Source organism: Mycobacterium sp. 1165196.3, assembly GCF_001673415.1.
GTDB lineage: Bacteria > Actinomycetota > Actinomycetes > Mycobacteriales > Mycobacteriaceae > Mycobacterium > Mycobacterium europaeum_A.
In genome coordinates, this window is the sequence record NZ_LZLU01000042.1 from 1 (window position 1) to 916 (window position 916).

At 70.6% G+C, this 916-nt stretch carries 1 protein-coding gene; it reads left to right on the plus strand.

Features of this window, described 5'->3' with window-relative positions:
* Positions 1-916: acyl-CoA dehydrogenase family protein (locus A5659_RS04125; protein ID WP_255364627.1), on the plus strand; the 916-nt coding region annotated here is incomplete at both ends.

The window sequence follows — 916 nt, forward strand, 5'->3', positions numbered from 1 at the left end:
TGTCGTGCTTTCTGCTGCCGCGGGTGTTGCCCGACGGCACCCGCAACCGGATGTTTTTGCAGCGGCTCAAGGACAAGCTCGGCAACCACGCCAACGCGTCCAGCGAAGTCGAATACGACGGCGCGATCGCGTGGCTGGTGGGGGAGGAAGGGCGCGGGGTGCCCACCATCATCGAGATGGTCAACCTGACCCGGCTGGACTGCACGCTGGGCAGCGCCACCAGCATGCGCACCGGTCTGACCCGCGCGATCTACCACGCCCAGCACCGAAAGGCGTTCGGCGCCTACCTGATTGACCAGCCGCTGATGCGTAACGTATTGGCTGACCTGGCCGTGGAGGCGGAGGCGGCGACCATGGTCGCGATGCGGATGGCCGGGGCGACCGACAGGGCCGTGCGTGGCGACCAGCGCGAGGCGCTGCTGCGCCGGATCGGCCTGGCGGCCAGCAAGTACTGGGTGTGCAAGCGCTCCACCCCGCACGCCGCCGAGGCGCTGGAATGCCTGGGCGGCAACGGCTATGTCGAGGACTCCGGCATGCCGCGGCTGTACCGGGAGGCCCCGCTGATGGGCATCTGGGAGGGCTCGGGCAACGTCAGCGCGCTGGACACGTTGCGCGCCATGGCCACTCGTCCCGAATGCGTCGAGGTGCTCTTCGACGAGCTCGCCGACGGCGCGGGCCAGGACCCGCGCCTGGCCGCCCACGTCGCGCGGCTGCGCGATCAGCTGGCCGACCTGGAGACCATCGCCTACCGCGGCCGCAAGGTCGCCGAAGACATCTGCCTGGCGCTGCAGGGCTCGCTGCTGGTGCGCCACGGCCACCCCGCCGTCGCCGAGGCCTTCCTGACGACCCGGCTCGACCGACAGTGGGGTGGCGCGTTCGGCACCATGCCCGACGGGCTCGACCTCGCACCGATCCT